Source organism: uncultured Aquimarina sp. (assembly GCF_947496855.1).
Lineage (GTDB): Bacteria > Bacteroidota > Bacteroidia > Flavobacteriales > Flavobacteriaceae > Aquimarina.
Genome location: NZ_CANMED010000001.1, coordinates 1,138,653 through 1,152,240, shown reverse-complemented (window position 1 = coordinate 1,152,240; position 13,588 = coordinate 1,138,653). Strand labels below are relative to the sequence as shown.

17 protein-coding genes are annotated in these 13,588 nt (G+C 32.3%); all 17 read left to right on the top strand.

From position 1 onward, the window contains the following. Window positions 1-2: 2 nt before the first annotated feature. From Q0921_RS05130 to Q0921_RS05050, 17 genes are read left to right on the top strand one after another with little or no spacing between them, the layout of a single operon-like run. On the top strand, window positions 3-893 hold the full coding sequence (locus Q0921_RS05130) for a lipid A biosynthesis acyltransferase (RefSeq protein WP_299254218.1): 891 nt from the start codon (window positions 3-5) through the stop codon (window positions 891-893). Between the two features lie 3 nt (window positions 894-896). Continuing rightward, window positions 897-1,820 (top strand): dialkylrecorsinol condensing enzyme DarA, encoded by a 924-nt coding sequence (locus Q0921_RS05125; protein ID WP_299254215.1) that lies wholly within the window; start codon window positions 897-899, stop codon window positions 1,818-1,820. Window positions 1,821-1,833: 13 nt separating this feature from the next. Continuing rightward, the gene (locus Q0921_RS05120) at window positions 1,834-2,970 is read left to right on the top strand and encodes a beta-ketoacyl-ACP synthase III (protein ID WP_299254212.1); all 1,137 of its coding nucleotides are present in this window, start codon (window positions 1,834-1,836) and stop codon (window positions 2,968-2,970) included. Continuing rightward, window positions 2,970-3,425 carry a hypothetical protein gene (locus tag Q0921_RS05115; protein ID WP_299254209.1) on the top strand — a complete coding sequence of 152 codons (456 nt, stop codon included), beginning with the start codon at window positions 2,970-2,972 and terminating at the stop codon, window positions 3,423-3,425. Before Q0921_RS05120 ends, Q0921_RS05115 begins: the two co-directional genes overlap by 1 nt. 37 nt (window positions 3,426-3,462) lie before the next feature. Next, entirely contained in the window at window positions 3,463-3,864 is a 402-nt protein-coding gene (locus tag Q0921_RS05110) for a hypothetical protein (protein ID WP_299254206.1), read from the top strand. Next, a complete protein-coding gene (locus tag Q0921_RS05105; RefSeq protein ID WP_299254203.1) occupies window positions 3,861-4,859 on the top strand; it encodes a BtrH N-terminal domain-containing protein in 999 nt (332 codons plus the stop codon). The genes Q0921_RS05110 and Q0921_RS05105 overlap by 4 nt, the downstream gene beginning before the upstream one ends. A 7-nt stretch (window positions 4,860-4,866) precedes the next feature. Next, window positions 4,867-5,625, top strand: coding sequence for an ABC transporter ATP-binding protein (locus Q0921_RS05100; protein WP_299254200.1), 759 nt, complete (start codon window positions 4,867-4,869; stop codon window positions 5,623-5,625). Further along, complete coding sequence (locus Q0921_RS05095; RefSeq protein ID WP_299254197.1) at window positions 5,618-6,907, top strand: ABC transporter permease; 1,290 nt, start codon at window positions 5,618-5,620, stop codon at window positions 6,905-6,907. The genes Q0921_RS05100 and Q0921_RS05095 overlap by 8 nt, the downstream gene beginning before the upstream one ends. After that, on the top strand, window positions 6,885-7,331 hold the full coding sequence (locus tag Q0921_RS05090; RefSeq protein WP_299254195.1) for a thioesterase family protein: 447 nt from the start codon (window positions 6,885-6,887) through the stop codon (window positions 7,329-7,331). Before Q0921_RS05095 ends, Q0921_RS05090 begins: the two co-directional genes overlap by 23 nt. Further along, the gene (locus Q0921_RS05085; protein WP_299254192.1) at window positions 7,328-8,464 is read left to right on the top strand and encodes a beta-ketoacyl synthase N-terminal-like domain-containing protein; all 1,137 of its coding nucleotides are present in this window, start codon (window positions 7,328-7,330) and stop codon (window positions 8,462-8,464) included. Before Q0921_RS05090 ends, Q0921_RS05085 begins: the two co-directional genes overlap by 4 nt. Then, window positions 8,464-9,078, top strand: a complete 615-nt coding sequence (locus Q0921_RS05080) for a hypothetical protein (RefSeq protein WP_299254189.1) — start codon at window positions 8,464-8,466, stop codon at window positions 9,076-9,078. Before Q0921_RS05085 ends, Q0921_RS05080 begins: the two co-directional genes overlap by 1 nt. Window positions 9,079-9,080: 2 nt before the next feature. After that, window positions 9,081-9,338: a phosphopantetheine-binding protein gene (locus tag Q0921_RS05075; protein ID WP_299254187.1), complete on the top strand. Its 258-nt coding sequence runs from the start codon at window positions 9,081-9,083 to the stop codon at window positions 9,336-9,338. Window position 9,339: 1 nt separating this feature from the next. Continuing rightward, window positions 9,340-10,536, top strand: coding sequence for a beta-ketoacyl-[acyl-carrier-protein] synthase family protein (locus Q0921_RS05070; RefSeq protein WP_299254185.1), 1,197 nt, complete (start codon window positions 9,340-9,342; stop codon window positions 10,534-10,536). Then, entirely contained in the window at window positions 10,536-11,597 is a 1,062-nt protein-coding gene (locus Q0921_RS05065; RefSeq protein WP_299254183.1) for a beta-ketoacyl synthase N-terminal-like domain-containing protein, read from the top strand. Before Q0921_RS05070 ends, Q0921_RS05065 begins: the two co-directional genes overlap by 1 nt. A gap of 44 nt (window positions 11,598-11,641) precedes the next feature. Then, window positions 11,642-12,364 (top strand): polysaccharide deacetylase family protein, encoded by a 723-nt coding sequence (locus Q0921_RS05060; RefSeq protein ID WP_299254180.1) that lies wholly within the window; start codon window positions 11,642-11,644, stop codon window positions 12,362-12,364. After that, window positions 12,357-12,986 carry an outer membrane lipoprotein carrier protein LolA gene (locus Q0921_RS05055; protein WP_299254177.1) on the top strand — a complete coding sequence of 210 codons (630 nt, stop codon included), beginning with the start codon at window positions 12,357-12,359 and terminating at the stop codon, window positions 12,984-12,986. The genes Q0921_RS05060 and Q0921_RS05055 overlap by 8 nt, the downstream gene beginning before the upstream one ends. Further along, the gene (locus tag Q0921_RS05050) at window positions 12,967-13,587 is read left to right on the top strand and encodes a hypothetical protein (protein WP_299254174.1); all 621 of its coding nucleotides are present in this window, start codon (window positions 12,967-12,969) and stop codon (window positions 13,585-13,587) included. Before Q0921_RS05055 ends, Q0921_RS05050 begins: the two co-directional genes overlap by 20 nt. The last annotated feature ends 1 nt before the right edge of the window (window position 13,588 follow it).

Here is a 13,588-nt window from a genome sequence, read left to right as displayed (position 1 = left end):
TAATGGCTCAATGGGAAGGTAAAGCTAAAGGAACACCTTTAGGGTATAAAATATTCATATTCCTCATAAAGAACTTAGGTCTTAATGCTGCCTACTCTGTTTTGGTATTTGTAGCTGCTTACTATCTCATATTTTCTTATACTACAACAAAAGCAAGTTATTATTTCTACAATAAAAGGTTAAAACAGTCTTCCTTTAAATCTATCCTCAGCGTTTATAAGAACTATTTTGTTTTTGGTCAGACTCTTATTGATCGGACAGCTATTTCTTTCGGATTAAAGAAAAAGTTCGTTTTTGCATATGATGGTAAAGAAAAAATACAAGAACTTTTAGAAAAAAGAAAAGGAGGTATTGTATTTAGTGCACATGTAGGTAGTTTTAATATAGCTCGTTATTTTTTTGATGAATTTGATATGACCAATACTGGAGTTAATCTAATGGTTACTGATCAAGAAAATGAGCAGATTAAACAGTATGTTGGAGCTGTATCTACTGACACTACAATGAAATTTATTGTAATAAAGGAAGATATGTCTCATATTTTTCAAATGAACGATGTTTTGGCTAATGGAGAAGTAATCATTTTTGCTGCGGATCGATATGTTGAAGGAATACAGTATCTTGATCATGAGTTTTTTGGTAGGTCAGTAAAGTTCCCTTCAGGGCCTTATAAATTAGCTGCGAGAAAGAAAAAACCTATTCTTTTTATGTATATTATGAAAGGATCAGGCAAGCAATATAATTTGTATGCACGCGAGCCTGAATTTTCAGAATCATCAATCAAACCTAGCCATGTATTAAGAGAGTATGTCAGAAATACTGAAATTATGGTTAAAAAGTATCCCTTACAATGGTTTAATTACTATGATTATTGGGATGATCTTAAAACCTAATTTATGAAGGATATACTGGTGTTGTATTATAGCCAAAGTGGTCAATTACGTGAGATATTAACAAATCTGGTTAGACCGTTGGAGCTAGATGAAAACTGTACCATTACTGTACAGGAGATTTGTCCAGAAGAATCATATCAATTTCCTTGGAATAAGAAAGACTTTATACAAGTTTTCCCTGAATCTTATTTGCAGATACCAAAACCTAACAAGTCTATTCCTGATGCTGTAAAAAATAAAAAGTATGATTTGATCATATTTGGCTATACTGTTTGGTATCTTTCACCATCAATTCCAATTAATTCTTTTCTAAAAGGAGATGATGCAAAAGTATTGCTGAAAGATACTCCGGTTATAACTGTTAATGGTTCTAGGAATATGTGGATTTTGACCCAAGAGAAAGTTAAAAGATTATTGGTGGATTGTAAAGCGGAATTGGTTGGAAATATAGCCTTTGTAGATCGACATTGGAACCACATTAGTGTAATTACTATTGTGCATTGGATGATGGGGGGTAAGAAAACTAAATATTTAGGCGTTTTTCCAAAACCAGGTGTGTCGGATAAAGACATAAAGGAAGCTGGGAAATTTGGACTAATTGTAAAAAAATATCTTTTTCAAGAAAATTTTGAACAATTACAAGAAACGTTAGTAAAAGATGGTGCGGTTCGGGTAAAACCTTTCTTAATTAGGTCAGATAAATCTGGAAATCATATCTTTAGTAAGTGGTCATCATATATATATAAAGTAGGGCTAAAATCACCAAAAAAGAGAGCGAAATTGTTGAACTTTTTTGAGTATTACCTACAATTTGCTATTTGGGTTTTTGTACCAATAGTTTTTATTATATTTTTGTTGACTTATTTGCCTTTTTATGGACGGATAAAAAAGGACATCAAATATTATCAATCAACAAGATTACGATAAGTAATCATTATTTATGAAAAACGTTTATATAACAAAAACAGGGCATTTCTTACCAAATCAGCCAGTCTCAAATGACGGAATGGAAAAAAGACTAGGTATGATTGATGATCAACCTTCTAGAGCAAGGAGAATTGTTTTAAGAAATAACGGTATTAAAGAAAGATACTATGCTGTTGATGATTATGGAAATATAACTCATAATAATGCTCAACTTACTAGAGAAACAATTAAAAACCTTTGCGATTTAGATTTTTCCGAAAACGAAATAGAATTACTTTCTTGCGGGACTTCAACTCCAGATAATTTGTTGCCTTCTCACGCTTCTATGGTACACGGGTTGTTAGATACAAAAAACAGTATTGAGCTAAATACTGCCTCTGGTGTGTGCTGTTCAGGGATGAGTGCGTTAAAATATGGATTCCTTTCCGTTAAATCCAATAGTACAAAAAATGCTGTTTGTACTGGCACAGAAAGAGTTTCTACATGGATGCAATCTAGAAAGTTTGATAAAGAAGTAGAGAACTTGAAATCTCTAGAAGAACAACCGATTATAGGTTTTAAGAAAGATTTTCTTCGTTGGATGTTATCTGATGGGGGAGGTGCATTTTTGTTAGAAAGTGAACCTAAAGGAGAAAACCCATTGCGTATTGATTGGATGCAGGCTTATTCCTATGCTCATGAACTGGAAGCTTGTATGTATGCTGGTGGAGATAAAAATGAAGATGGAAGTTTAAAGCCTTGGAGTGAATATGAACCCGAAGAATGGTTATCAAAATCTGTTTTTTCACTTAAACAAGACGTAAAAATTCTTGATAAACACGTAATAGAAAAAGGTGTAACAAGCCTTAAGGACTCTGTGGTTAAAATGGGCTTTCAAGTTGAAGAAGTGGATTATTTCTTACCACATTTATCTTCATTTTTTTTCAGGGATAAATTGTATGAAGAATTAGTTAAACAAAATATTAAAATACCAAAGGAGAAGTGGTTTACGAATCTTGGAGCAGTTGGAAATGTAGGTGCAGGATCTATTTATCTTATGATTGATGAGTTAAAAAACTCTGGGAAGTTAAAAAAAGGCGATAAGGTATTAGTAATTGTTCCTGAGAGTGGTCGTTTTATGTATTTCAATATGTTGCTTACTGTTTGCTAATGAATAATCAATTAGAACATACTATTACAGATATCGATTTTATTAAAAAATTGATTCCACAAAAGGATCCTTTTGTTATGATAGATAAGTTGTTGTACTTTGATACAGAAAAGGTAATTTCCGGTTTAAAAGTAACATCTGATAATATATTGAGTACGGATGGATATTTTACAGAAGGTGGACTTATCGAAAATATGGCTCAAAGTATCGCTTTGCACAGAGGGTATAGAGGATATGTAAATCGTGGAAAAGACAAAAAACCTAAAACTGGTTTTATTGGATCTATAAAACATGCTACAATTCATGCGTTACCAAAATCAGGAACCGAACTTATAACTACTGTGAAGATAATAGCAGAAATAATGCAAGTTTCGTTGGTAGAAATTAATGTTAATGATTTAGAAGGAAATCTGATAGCTTCTTCAGAAATGAAAACTATTATTGTAGATCCTTAATTCTGTCTTATATTTTAATTTGAATTTTTTTAGTGATATGAAAAAAGAAGACGTTCCTCAGGATGAAAGTAGCCTTTCCAAAGCAAATATAAAAGAAGTCGTATATGCTGTAGATAAAGAAGGGAAATACGGAAAAGAACTTAGTTCTGGTTGGGATGCAAAGACTATAGCTTTAAATAAATCTTTAGAATTAATAGAAGAGCAACTTAAGGAGACCATTCAGAAAATAAAACAAGGAGAGCTTAGTCCTATCGCTTATTATATGGAATTACAGCGTATGGATGTTGTCGTTTTATCTGGATATGTTGGTTTATGGCAATGGAAAGTGAAAAGACATTTAAAAGCTAGTATATTTAAAAAATTAAGTAAGAAGACATTAAAGAAATATGCTGAAGCTTTCGAGGTCCCTTTAGAAGAACTTAAAAATCCAAAGATTTGAAAATAAACTTTGAACACAACCAATCTGCTCATTGCGAAAATGGAGTGGTTTCTAATCTATTGAATTATAATGGACTCAAGGTGAGTGAACCAATGGTTTTTGGTATTGCTTCTGGGGTTTTCTTTATATATATCCCGTTTATAAAAGTTAATTTTGCACCTGCATTTAGTTTTAGACCTGTTCCTGGATTTATCTTTTCTAGAGTGAGCAAGAGGTTAGGTTTTAAAATTAAGAGGCTTAAGTTTAAATCTAAAGAGAAGGCACAGCAAACGTTAGATGCTGAATTATCTAAAAATAATCCTGTTGGATTGCAAGTAGGAGTGTATAACTTATCATATTTCCCGGATGAGTATCGTTTTCACTTCAATGCACATAATCTGGTTGTTTATGGAAAACAAGGAGATGATTATTTAATAAGCGATCCAGTAATGCCAGAAGTAACTACTTTAACTTCTAAAGAATTAGAAAAAGTACGTTTTGCTAAAGGACCGTTTGCGCCTAATGGACATATTTATTATCCTACTCAATTACCAAATGATATAGATCTTAAAAAAGCAATTACAAAAGGAATTAAACAAACATATAGACATATGTTAGCCCCAGTTCCGGTAGTTGGATATAGAGGGATCAGGTATGTGGCTAAGCAAATTCGTAAATGGCCTGATAAGATTGGAGTAAAAAAGACAAATCATTATTTAGGACAGTTAGTTCGTATGCAAGAAGAAATAGGAACTGGTGGCGGAGGTTTTCGATTTATTTTTGCTGCGTTTTTACAAGAGGCTTCTGTAATTATGGAAAACCCTAGGCTTGCCGAACTTTCAAAAGAAATGACTGCAGTTGGTGACCAATGGAGAGATTTTGCTATTGATGCTTCTAGGTTATATAAAAACAGAAGTAGAGAAACTGATGCTTATAATAAAATTGCGGATAAGTTAGATGCAATTGCTCTAGCAGAGAAAGCCTTCTTTCTAGATCTTAAGAAAGCAATTAAATAATTTAGAGATGGATGTTACTCCTCTTATTCAGATAAAAAATATTTCTAAACAATATAAAGGAGCTACTTTTCTTTCTTTAGATACTGTGAGTTTAGAAATTAACAGAGGAGAAATATATGGTCTTCTTGGGCCTAACGGAGCAGGGAAAACTACATTGATCTCCATTTTATGCGGTTTGATTAAACCAACTTCTGGACAAGTATTGATTTCTGGTAAGAGCTTTAAAAAAGACTTAAAAAAAATACAAAAAACTATAGGCGTTGTTCCTCAAGAATACGCTTTATATCCAAAATTAACTGCAAAAGAGAATTTACTGTATTTCGGGAGTATGTTTGGTATAACAAAATCCAAACTAAAACCAATGGTTTTGTCTCACTTGGATCAATTAGGGTTATTACCTTTTGCGGATAAAAAAATTAAAACGTTTTCTGGTGGAATGAAAAGAAGAGTTAATCTTGTAGCGGGAATACTTCATAATCCAGAACTATTATTTTTGGATGAACCAACTGTAGGAGTAGATGTTCAGTCAAAACAAGCAATTACTAAAAAACTAAAAGAACTTAATAAGGCAGGAACAACGATAATCTATACATCACATCATCTTAGGGAAGCGCAGGATTTATGTTCTTTGGTTGGAATTATTGATTCTGGTAAAATTATAGCCGAGAATACTCCTTCTAAGCTAATTTCAGAAAGCAAAGAAGCAAGGAACTTAGAAGATGTTTTTATAGAACTTACAGGAAGAGAACTTCGTGATTATGCATAGATTTCTAGCTTCCATAAAAAAAGAGTTTTTATTGCTCCTTAGGGACCCCGGGGGGTTAATTATATTGTTTATAATGCCAATTCTATTGGTAGTTGCAATTACATTGATTCAGGATGCTACTTTTAAATCAATTTCAAGTAATTCTATAGAAATTTTATTGGTAGATAAAGATAATGGGAAGTTGTCAATTGAAATTAAAAAGAGCTTTTCTGAAATAGAGTTTCTAGAACCGATTGCTGAAATAAATAATATTCCGTTAACAGAAGAAAAAGCAAAGTTTTTAGTTGCTTCCGGCGACTACCAACTGGCAGTTGTTATTCCTGAAGGATTGAGTGATGGACTTCAAAAACAAATAGATAAAAATATAACCAAAATCCTTGAAGAGTTTGAAGGCGCAGTAGATTCTTTAAAAGTAGAAGGTGTTCAAGAAAAACTATCAAATAAGGTAGTAAAGTTGTATTTCGATCCGATAACACAAGAAACTTTTAGAAGTTCTGTGATATTTGCGGTAGATAAATTAGTCGCGAGTATAGAGACTAAATCGATTTACGAGGCTTTCCAAAAAGAATTAGGAGAATCAGAAAGTCTTAAGTCTTTTAATCGAGACAATTTTGTAAAATATGAACAGATAAACCCTTCTTTATCTGGAGAATTAATTCTTCCTAACTCGGTGCAGCATAATATACCGGCTTGGACATTATTTGCTATTTTCTTTATGATTTTACCATTATCATTGAATCTTGTACATGAAAAAGGACAAGGAACATTTGTTCGTTTACAAACAACACCAATCAATTATTCAACAATTATAGCAGGTAAAGCATTTTTGTTTCTATTAGTAAGCTTATTACAGTTTACCTTGATTTTGCTTTTAGGGATCTTTGTGTTCCCAAAATTAGGTTTGCCTATTTTGGATTTGGGAGATAATTTAGGATTATTATATCTAGTTGCTTTATCTTCTGGATTAGGAGCTATTGGATTAGGAATTTTGTTAGGAACTGTTTTCAGTTCGCACGAACAAGCAGCTCCTTTTGGAGCCGTATTAGTTGTTTTGTTAGCTGCAATTGGAGGGGTTTGGGTTCCTGTATTTGCAATGCCTGATACGATGCAACTCATTGCTAAAATCTCTCCTATGAACTGGGGATTGGAGGCTTTTTATGATTGTTTTTTAAGAAAAGGTAGTTTGATAGACATTCTTCCCGAAATTGGTTTGCTAATTGGCTTTTTTATTAGTACTATCGTAATCGCTATATTATATTATGAAAAGAAAAAGGCGGTCTAAAGAGATTATAACCGATATCAAACACGTTCACGAGGTAAGAGTCAGATTTAATGATTGTGATCCTTTGAGTATTGTTTGGCATGGTATATATATAACATATTTCGAGGAGGGAAGAGAAGCCTTTGGTAGAAGCCACGGAATTTCTTATCTTCATGTAAAAGATAATGATTATGTAACACCAATCGTTAATTCTAATTGTGATCATAAGTTACCGCTTAAATATGGTGATATTGCAACAGTAGAAACGGTATATGTAGATAGTCCTGCTGCAAAAATGATTTTTAGATATAATGTATATAATCAAAAGAAAGAGCTAGTTTGTGTAGGGGAAACTACACAGGTGTTCTTGGATATGGACGGTACTATGTCTCTTAATATTCCGGAGTTCTTTCTTGATTGGAAACGTAAAGTGGGGTTATTATGAAAAAAGTCTACTTAGTTGCCGATAATATAATTTCTCCTCTTGGGTTTTCTACTGAAGAAAATGTAGAAAATCTGCGTTTAAACCAGACCGGAATCAAAAAAGTTGATGATAATTATATTTGGTCAGAGCCATTTTTTGGAGCGGTTGTTAATAATGATAAGCTTTCTGAGGCTTGGGATATAATTTCAAAGGATTCAGGATATACTAAGTTAGAAAAGATGATGTTAATATCTGTTTCTAAATTATTGGCTGAGAATTCTTCTTTGGATATAACGAAATGTGGAGTTGTTATCTCTACTACAAAAGGAAATATTAACAGCTTGAGAGATGATTCTTATAAGAAAGCCTACCTAACAAGTATTTCTAAAACCGTTCAAGATTATTTTAAATTAGATCATACGCCTCTTATCTTATCTAATGCCTGTATTTCTGGAGGATTAGCTCTGGCCGTCGGAAAACGAATGATTCAGTCCGAACTTTTTGAAGATGTGGTTATAATAGGTGGAGATTTACTCTCTGAATTTACACTTTCAGGTTTCTTTTCTTTTCAGGCAGTAAGTCCTGCTCCTTGCAAGCCTTTTTGTAAAAATAGGACGGGTATAAGTTTAGGAGAAGCAGCAGCTAGCGTTTGGTTGAGCTCTAATAAAAAAAATGTTACCGAAGAAGTAATCAGTATTAGTGGAGATGCTTCAGCTAATGATGCAAATCATATTTCGGGACCTTCACGCACTGGAGAAGGATTATATATTAGTATAACAAAAGCTTTAAAAGATGCAGGTATAGAAAGTAATCAGATTGATTATATTACTGCGCATGGAACGGCAACTCCATATAATGATGAAATGGAAGCCATTGCTTTTAATAGAGCTGGAATGAAAAACGTTCCTATCAATAGTCTAAAAGGATACTATGGACACACATTAGGAGCTTCTGCCTTAATCGAAAGTATCATAGCCAGACATTGTCTAATTAATAATGAGTTATTCGCTTCATTAGGCTTTGAAGAATTAGGAGTCTCGGAATCAATTAATGTAATTGCCAAGAATCATAAAAAAGAATTAAAAAGGGTACTGAAAACTGCATCTGGTTTTGGTGGATGTAATGTGGCACTGATTATTGAAAAAGAGGTATAGTGATTAAAGAAAAGTATTACATATCAGATTTTTGTTCGATTCGAGATAAAAAGGTCTTTAAGAATGGAGAACAGTTATATATTGATTCAGAATCAGATAGTCTGAAGGATTTTGGAAAAGGAATTTATCAGTATTTAGAATTAAAATATCCGAAATTTCACAAAATGGATGAGTTGTGTAAGTTGGGTTTTTTAGCTTCAGAAGTTTTATTAAGAGATAGCGATAAATTGGACCAAGATACCGCACTGGTATTGTCTAATAGGTCGTCGAGTCTTGATACAGATAGAAAACATCAAGTAAGTATTCAGGATCGTGAAGATTTTTATCCGTCTCCGGCAGTTTTTGTTTATACACTTCCTAATATCATTATGGGAGAAATAAGTATAAAGAATAAAATGAAAAGTGAAAATGCATTTTTTGTTACGGAAAGTTTTGATGCGGATCTTATGTCGAAATATTCTAAAATTTTAATGGATACAGGAAAAGCAACCAATGTTATTTGTGGTTGGGTAGATTTGGATAATGACAAATATGACGTATTTTTGGCTTTTCTTTCTAAAAAAGGCAGAATAGAGCTAACAAAAGAAGAATTAAATAATTTATACAATCAATAGATATGGCTGAATTAAGAGAAGAGCTAAAAGAAAAATTAATAGAACAATTAAGTCTTGAAGATGTAGAGATAGGTGAAATAGGAGATGATGATCCTCTTTTTGGTGATGGTTTGGGCTTAGATTCTATTGATGCACTTGAACTAATTGTATTATTAGAAAAAGACTATGGGATTAAATTAAAAGATCCAAAAGAAGGTAAAGCTATATTCGAATCTATCGGCGTTATGGCAGATTATATAGCAAAACATCGTACAAAATAATATGAATAAAGGCATTGCCATTACGGGTATGGGAATCATTTCTTCTATTGGAAATACCGTAGAGGAAAATCTTGATGCTTTAAAATCAGTATCACCAGGTATTTCTCGAGTCGAGATGCTAAAAACCCGGCACAGTGAAAATATCATGGTTGGTGAGATTAAAAAAACCAACAATGCCTTAGAAGAAGAACTTGGATTAGAGCCTTTACACAGTTTTTCCAGAACAGCTATGATTGGAGCTATTGCTGCAAAAGAAGCACTGCAGGATGCTCATATTTCGGATATAAATGAATATAGAACGGGCTTTGTTTCTGGGACTAGTGTAGGAGGTATGGATACTACCGAAAAACATTATCTAGGATACAACGAAATTGAAGATCATAGAAGATTCATTCAGGCGCAACATGCTGGTTTTACGACGCATTCTATTTCTAATTATTTAGGGATAAAGGGATATGTCTCTACTATCAGTACTGCTTGTTCTTCTGCAGCGAATGCAATAATGCTTGGAGCACGCATGATTCAGGCAGGTAAGATAGATAGAATGGTTGTTGGAGGAACAGATGCTTTGTCTAAGTTTACTATAAATGGATTTGGTACTTTAATGATTTTATCAGATGCTGAGTGTTGTCCTTTTGATGATAATAGAAAAGGATTGAACCTGGGAGAGGCAGCTGCTTACTTAGTATTAGAAAGCGAAGCAATCGTTGAGAAAGAAAATAAAAAGGTTTTAGGTCGTGTTACTGGTTGGGCAAATGCCAATGATGCGTACCATCAAACTGCTTCGTCATCTGATGGAGAAGGTGCATACCTTGCCATGAATAAAGCACTGAAGGTTGCTAATATGACTGCTAAAGAAATTGATTATGTAAATGCTCACGGAACAGCAACTCCTAATAATGATTTATCAGAAGGTGTTGCTATGACTAGAATTTTTGGAGAAGAAAACACTCCATTGTTTAGTTCTACAAAGGCATTTACAGGGCATACGCTAGCTGCAGCGGGTTCTGTAGAAGCGATTTATTCGCTTTTATCGCTAAGGGAGAATCTAATTTTCCCGAACTTGAATTTTAAAACTAAAATGAAAGAGTTTTCATTAGTCCCGGAAACCGAATTGGTTGCTAAAAAAGTGAAAACTATTTTGTCTAATTCTTTTGGTTTTGGAGGCAATTGTTCCACTTTAATTTTTACAAAATAATGAGCGATTGTTTTATAAATGGTATTGCTAGCATTTCTGCACAACGTACAACGGATCCAGATACGTTTTTAGAAGATATAATATCTTATAAAGAGGCTATATTTAGATCCCACGACCCTAATTATAAAGAGTATATAAAGCCCGCAGCTATGAGACGAATGTCTAAGTCTGTGAAGATGGGAGTTACAACCGCGTCGATGGCTTTAAAAGATTCTGGATTAGAAATGCCAGATGCTATAATTACGGGCACAGGAATGGGCTGTAAACAAGATTCTGAGAAGTTTTTGGAAAATATTCTTCATAATGATGAGGAATTTTTGACACCAACACTGTTTATTCAATCAACACATAATACTGTTGGAGGTCAAGTAGCATTGGGATTAGGGTGTAAGGCGTATAATCTTACATATGTTCAAGGGGCAGCTTCGTTCGAAACTTCTGTTATGGATGCTCAGTTAATGTTGTTAGAAGAATCAGGAAAAAATATTTTGGTTGGTGGTATTGATGAAATTGCGAAAAACTCTACGTTGCTTCATAAATTAGATGGTCAGATCAAAAACACTGATATCGATGTAATTAATTTATTGGACTCGAATACATCAGGTACAGTTGCTAGTGAAGGTGCTACATTTATGGTTTTAGGTGCAAAAACTGATAAAAGTTTAGCTAATATTGTTGATGTAGAAACTATAAGTGAAGCGACACCAGATGAAATAAAGATGAATATCGAAAAATTTGTTTTACGCCAAGGGTTGTCTATAGATGATATAGATGCTGTAGTTTTAGGTAATAATGGAGATGTAAAACACGATGATTATTATAAAAACTTACAATCTTCGATTTTTTTAAATATAGAACAACTCTGTTATAAGCATTTGATAGGTGATTACCATGTTGCCTCTAGTTTTGGTTTTTGGCTTGCTTGTAAAATTTTTAAAACTAATCAGATACCTTCTATCTTGAAGGTTAATGATGTTACTTCAAAAAATCATAATAATGTACTTTTGTATAATCAATACCTTGGAAGAGATCATAGTATTGCGTTGTTGCAACGATGCTAATTAGGAAAATAGTTAATATTATATCAATAATTGTAGGTATTCTTATGATTACCGCAATTAGTTTCAATAAATTTCCCTGGTGGAGTTTACTTGTACTAGGGTTTCTTTGGCTTCTAATTACTGCTTACGGAGTTACGAATATAAGATCGGGATATTTTCTTAAAAGTTTAAGTAGCAATCCGAAGTTACCAGAGAAAAAAATAGCCATTACTTTTGATGATGGTCCAGATCTCAATACTTTGAAGATTCTGGAAGTGCTAAATAAGTATAACGTTAAAGGAACTTTTTTTTGTATTGGAAAGCAAATCGAAAAACATCCTGATATACTTAAAAAAATTATACAGGAAAATCATATCATTGGAAACCATACTTTTACTCATGATAAACTTATTGATATCTATAGTACGGATAAGTTTACTAGTGAAATTAAGGAAACAGATATTATAATAGAAAAATTTTCAAAAAAAAAGCCATTACTTTTTAGACCTCCATATGGAATTACTAATCCTAATATAGCTAGAGCTGTTAAAAAGACTGGACACGCTGTTATTGGATGGAACAAGCGGTCATTTGATACTACAATTCCTTCAGAAAAAGTAATACTTAAAAGAGTTACAAAAAACTTAAAGGGAGGAGATATTATACTGCTTCACGATACAAAAATAATTACTATAGCAGTATTGGAACAATTGTTGCTATTTTTGCAAAGGAATAACTTTACAACAGTTACTATAGATGAACTATTTTCGATACAAGCATATGCTTAGATTTTTATTATTTGGTTTTTTTTTCTTAAATTTTTATTGGTTACAGGCTCAAGAGGTGGCACTTTCTAAATTAGAAATGGACACTTTTAAGAATGCAGTAAGTATCAGTGCAAAACAGTCTAAAACAATTGTAAATACATTTACGCAAATAAAACATATTGATTTTCTGTCTAATGATATAGAAAGTAGTGGAGATTTATACTTTAAATCACCAAATGTTATCAAATGGTCTTATACAAAACCATATGAGTATAGTGTGATTTTTAAAGATAAAAAGCTATTTATTAACGATGCTGGTAAAAAAAGTGATATTAATCTTGCCTCGAATAAAGTTTTTAAAAAATTGAATGATTTGATTGCGAAAAGTGTAAGCGGTGATATGCTAGATGATACTCAGTTTTCTATTAATGTTTTTAAGAATAATGATCAATATATAGCAAAACTATCTCCAAAAGATCAAACCTTAAAAAGTATGTTTAAGCAGATTGTTTTAAACTTTGAGTCAAAAAAATACTTAGTGTCCAGTGTTAAATTAATAGAACCTTCAGGAGATTATACACTTATAAAATTTCAGAATACCTCTGTAAATAAAACTATTCCTGATGCGATATTTGCTCATTAGTATACTGATTGTATCTGTTTTCGGTTGTAAAGTTGTAACGGTAGATAACTTTGTGGAATCTGAAGTGGAAATAAATGATATAGTGCAAAATCCATATTTTTCAAATCTTGATATTGATTATGTATATAAAGCAGACATAGAAGTGTATGGCAATGAATTTAGTGGTATTCTTATTTTGAAAAAGGTAACTCCACAGAAACATCGCATCGTTTTTACTTCACAATTTGGCAGTACTTTTTTTGATATAGAGTTTGAGAAAGATGGATATAAAATTAATTCAATTGTAGAGCAGCTTGATAGAAAAATTATCTTAAATACATTAATCAGAGATTTTTCATTATTAATCAAAGAAACAGGAACGGTTGAGGAAAAGTATTACGATGATTCATATAATGTCCTCAAAAATGAAATAGACAAACGCTATAATTACTACTTTTATAATCAATCAGACCTGAGATTATATAAAATAGTTCATACCACTAAAAGAAAAGAAAAGTTTATGATACTTTTTAAAGATATTTCTAAAAGTTTGATAGCTAAAAATATACGTATTGATCATAAAAATATAAAACTAAACATAGAGTTAAACTTCTTAAAATAAT